The organism is Variovorax sp. P4_D9 (assembly GCF_056401695.1).
In genome coordinates this window covers 1-3,618 of record NZ_JBFUIU010000864.1, presented here as the reverse complement: position 1 = coordinate 3,618, position 3,618 = coordinate 1, and the positions used below count along the sequence as shown (strand labels likewise).

Annotated in this window: 4 protein-coding genes; 3 read left to right on the top strand and 1 reads right to left on the bottom strand. The window is 60.6% G+C overall.

Translation table 11 applies throughout. From position 1 onward, the window contains the following. The first annotated feature begins 566 nt into the window (after window positions 1-566). The gene (locus AC1DY5_RS47045) at window positions 567-917 is read left to right on the top strand and encodes a hypothetical protein (RefSeq protein ID WP_478121240.1); all 351 of its coding nucleotides are present in this window, start codon (window positions 567-569) and stop codon (window positions 915-917) included. Between the two features lie 111 nt (window positions 918-1,028). On the opposite strand, the gene AC1DY5_RS47040 is transcribed toward AC1DY5_RS47045, so the two are convergent. Continuing rightward, window positions 1,029-1,769, bottom strand: a complete 741-nt coding sequence (locus tag AC1DY5_RS47040; protein ID WP_478121242.1) for a Crp/Fnr family transcriptional regulator — start codon at window positions 1,767-1,769, stop codon at window positions 1,029-1,031. A 420-nt stretch (window positions 1,770-2,189) separates the two neighbouring features. On the opposite strand from AC1DY5_RS47040, the gene AC1DY5_RS47035 reads away from it, so the two are divergent. Continuing rightward, a complete protein-coding gene (locus tag AC1DY5_RS47035; protein ID WP_478121239.1) occupies window positions 2,190-2,396 on the top strand; it encodes a hypothetical protein in 207 nt (68 codons plus the stop codon). Between the two features lie 224 nt (window positions 2,397-2,620). After that, window positions 2,621-3,253: a response regulator gene (locus AC1DY5_RS47030; RefSeq protein ID WP_478121241.1), complete on the top strand. Its 633-nt coding sequence runs from the start codon at window positions 2,621-2,623 to the stop codon at window positions 3,251-3,253. The last annotated feature ends 365 nt before the right edge of the window (window positions 3,254-3,618 follow it).

Genomic DNA, 3,618 nt, shown 5'->3' with positions numbered 1-3,618 from the left:
CATCCTTGCAGGTGTCGAGCGGTTTTGTCTGCGAACTTCTAACTCAGTACACTAGCGAGTCGTATGGCTACGTGGCCGGTCAGCGTTCAGTGTTATGTGAAAAGCATGGCCGGCGCGTCGCCAGGTCAGGAAAGCTCGGGTTGTGGCGCATTGAAAGTGACGGTCGAAGGCCCGCTGTCGATCTGGGCTGTTCGTCTTCCGACGCCACTACAACATGCCGCGGAGCGCTTTGAGCGTCCCCTCCCAGAATCTATCCCCAAACTTTGCTGCGTATACGCCGCACACGATGACTGAGGAAGCAGCAATGGCGACCGTGGTGAGGGTGCTCAACGGCCAAAGCTTGACGCATGTGAAAGCGATGATGAGTCCAAGCAGTCCGCCGCACACGAGCCACACCCTGGTTCAAGGGCATCCGGCGTCCTGTAGACGATGACGACGAGATACAAGGTGATCGACCGAAGCCTCCCTCCCCGTCGCGGCGGAGTCCTATGTGCGACACCGCACGGATCGCGAATGGATTCAGCAGTAATGTTCCTGCACGTTCACGCAGCGCATGGAGCAACGCGATGACCACTTCCGAATTTGCGGCCGAATCCCTGGTTCGCACATACCTGAGGGGCCGTACCATGGAACCGATCCTTTTCAGGGCGGTTGTGTGGATGGCTGAAAAGCGGCTGACCAGCGGGATGATGCCGGTACTGGACGCGACGATGCGGACAGACATCGACAATCAAGCCGGAGCAGGGCAGTGGCGCGGCCACTCTTCTCAGGCATTGTCCGAAGCACCAACCGTCTGTGCGCTGCTGCATCGGGCCTACGTGCTTTCTCCGCCGATGCCAGACCCGATCGGCACCCCCTTGCACCGAGCGTCCCACAGGGCGGTTGGACGCAATTCTGTGCGTCATTCCCGACGGTAAGTCGGCAAAGACCATTCTGCCTCTGAAGCTGTCCGTGAGTGGCTTCGTTGGGCGTACCCGCCCCTTCAGACGACGTGCATGCCAAGTCCATTGCCGGCACGTGCAGCCGGGTCAGGTAGCAATTGTGTTCGGTAGCAAACGATCAGTCTCGCGCTTCACCACCTCGTAGCATTCGCACACGTGCCGTTCGAGACCCGGACGGTCCAACACGGTGATGTGGCCCCGAGCGTACTGAATCAGGTTCAGGCGGTGCAGCTTACCGGCCGCCTCCGTCACCCCCTCGCGTCGCACACCGAGCATGTTGGCGATGAGTTCCTGCGTCATGACCAATTCGTTGCTCGGCAACCTGTCAAGGCTCAACAAGAGCCAACGACACAACTGCTGCTCGAGCGAATGGTGTCGATTGCATACCGCCGTTTGCGACATCTGGGTGATCAGCGCCTGGGTATAGCGCAGCAGAAGATGGAGCAACGGTCCGCCCTGCTCGACCAGTTGCTTGATATGGCTCGCGCCCAGGCGAAACGCATAGCCTGCACTTTGCACCACCGCCCGGTTCGGTGTGCTGCCTCCGCCCATCAAGAGCGAGACACCGACCATGCCCTCGAACCCTACGACCGCGATCTCGGCGGATTGCCCGTTCTCGAGCACATAGAGCAGCGAAACGATGCAGTCGGTCGGGAAGTACACATGCTGCTGGACCACCCCCGACTCGTAGAGGACCTCGCCCAACTTGAGTTGGACCAGTTCGAGGAGCGGCGCCAGACCGGCCCGCACGTCCGGGGGCATCACTTCCAGCAGGCCGTTGCGCGCCGAAGGTGGACGCTGCGAAAACGAGTTCGGAGTCGATGTCATGACAAGCTGAAGCCCCAGAAATGCGTCATCTGTGTCTGAATGTAGCGCAGCCTGTGGCTGATGCAAAACCCACGTTAACGGCAGTTTCATGGCCGTACGTGCGACATCGTGCGGGAGAACGCTGTCCAGCCGTTCGCACGGGCACAGCACGGTGCGATTGGAATTTGGCAGATGCAGAACCCAGCAGACTCGTTCATGCCCAGCACGGCGCAACCGGCACAGGGCGGGTAATGACCGGCGCAGGGCGATTCAACGCCAAGCCTTCAGCAGGCGGCCCGCGATACTGATTTCAGCGCCGCGACGCCTCGACGGAACTCGCCGTCGTCGGGCTCGAGAGCATCGTCGGTATCTCGCTGGTAAAAGCGCCGAGTCAAGGCGCAACCGTGAACTGGCAGGCCGCCGGGCTCAGGCGATGGAGGGATGGAGGAGCAGGTCAACCGGGCCGCGCCAGTGCAGCACCTGTGGCCGCCCTCCACCGGGGCGCTGGTCACCCAAATGTCGCACACACCGGGGCAGAACGGGCACCAGAGCGGTTCTTCGGCGCCATCTAGTTCAGCTTTTGCCGAACTTTGCCTTGGCGGCGGCCATATCGGCCTTGGAATCACTGCCGGCGAATCAACCACCTGACCCGCCAGTAGCGCCGCCCGCATTGACGATTGTGCGCTTGCGCACAGACGCAAATGAAAAGGTTGACGATATTGGCCTTAGCGGCGCCATTTCTGCGCGGACTCTCAACAAGGTGCCCGCGCGATTTCAGAAACAACGGGTCCCGTTCTCAACCGCTTGCTCGAAGCGCTACCGCCAAGAGACAGAGCGCGCCTGCTCGGCAAATGCGGCAGAAAGGGGAACAAATGATCAAGATTGGAATCGTGGACGACCATGCCATCGTGCGCTCCGGCTTGTGCCAGTTCTTCTCGGAGCAGGTCGACCTGCGCGTCGCGGGCGAAGCAGCCAGTGGTCGCGAAGCAATCGAGCTTGTGCGCACCACCGAACTTGATGTGCTTGTGATGGATCTCGCGATGCCCGGGCAAAGCGGCATCGACGCGTTGGCGATGATCCACGCCAAGGCGCCGGACGTCGGCATCCTGATCTTGAGCGGCTACCCCGAGGAGCACTACGCGATGAATCTGATCCGCCAGGGCGCAAGCGGCTACCTCAACAAGGAATGCGAACCGATGGAAATCGTGAACGCGATCCGCGTCATCTCACGGGGCCGCCACTACATCACGCCGGGCGTAGCCGAATTGTTGGCGCGTCAGCTCGACCGCAAAGACGATGTGGCACCGCACGAGCAACTGTCGGAGCGCGAATTCCAGGTGTTCCTCAAACTCGCCAAGGGAGAGAAGGCGGGAGACATCGCCAAGACCCTGTCCCTGTCCGTCAAGACGGTCAGCACCTACCGCACGCGGCTGATGGAGAAGATGAATCTCTCCTCCAACAGCGATCTCACGTACTACGCCCTGAAGAATAAGCTGATCGATTGAGCCTCGGCACAGGTTCGCGTTCGACAGCAACGCCGGCCGAGTACCACTCATTGCCGCTGGGCGGGGGGAGTCATTCTATATTTCGACGATGGCGAAGCCAGCCAGCCTTTCACGGGTGGCAACAAGAGGCGTCGTCGCGTTCCCCGTCCGGCGGCTGTCCGTCGGAACGGCACCGGAGGAACGGATGCGCCCTATCGAAACCACAGCGGTGGGTTGATACCAATTTGCGTTCAATAGATTAGATATGATGTCAGCCCACGAACCTCAAGGAGTCGTGGATGAAGACATTAATCGTGGGTGATAAGCCGACTGTTGAGCGCTTGGCGGAACGGCTCAAGCGAGCCGGCAGTCATGCGGAGTACCAG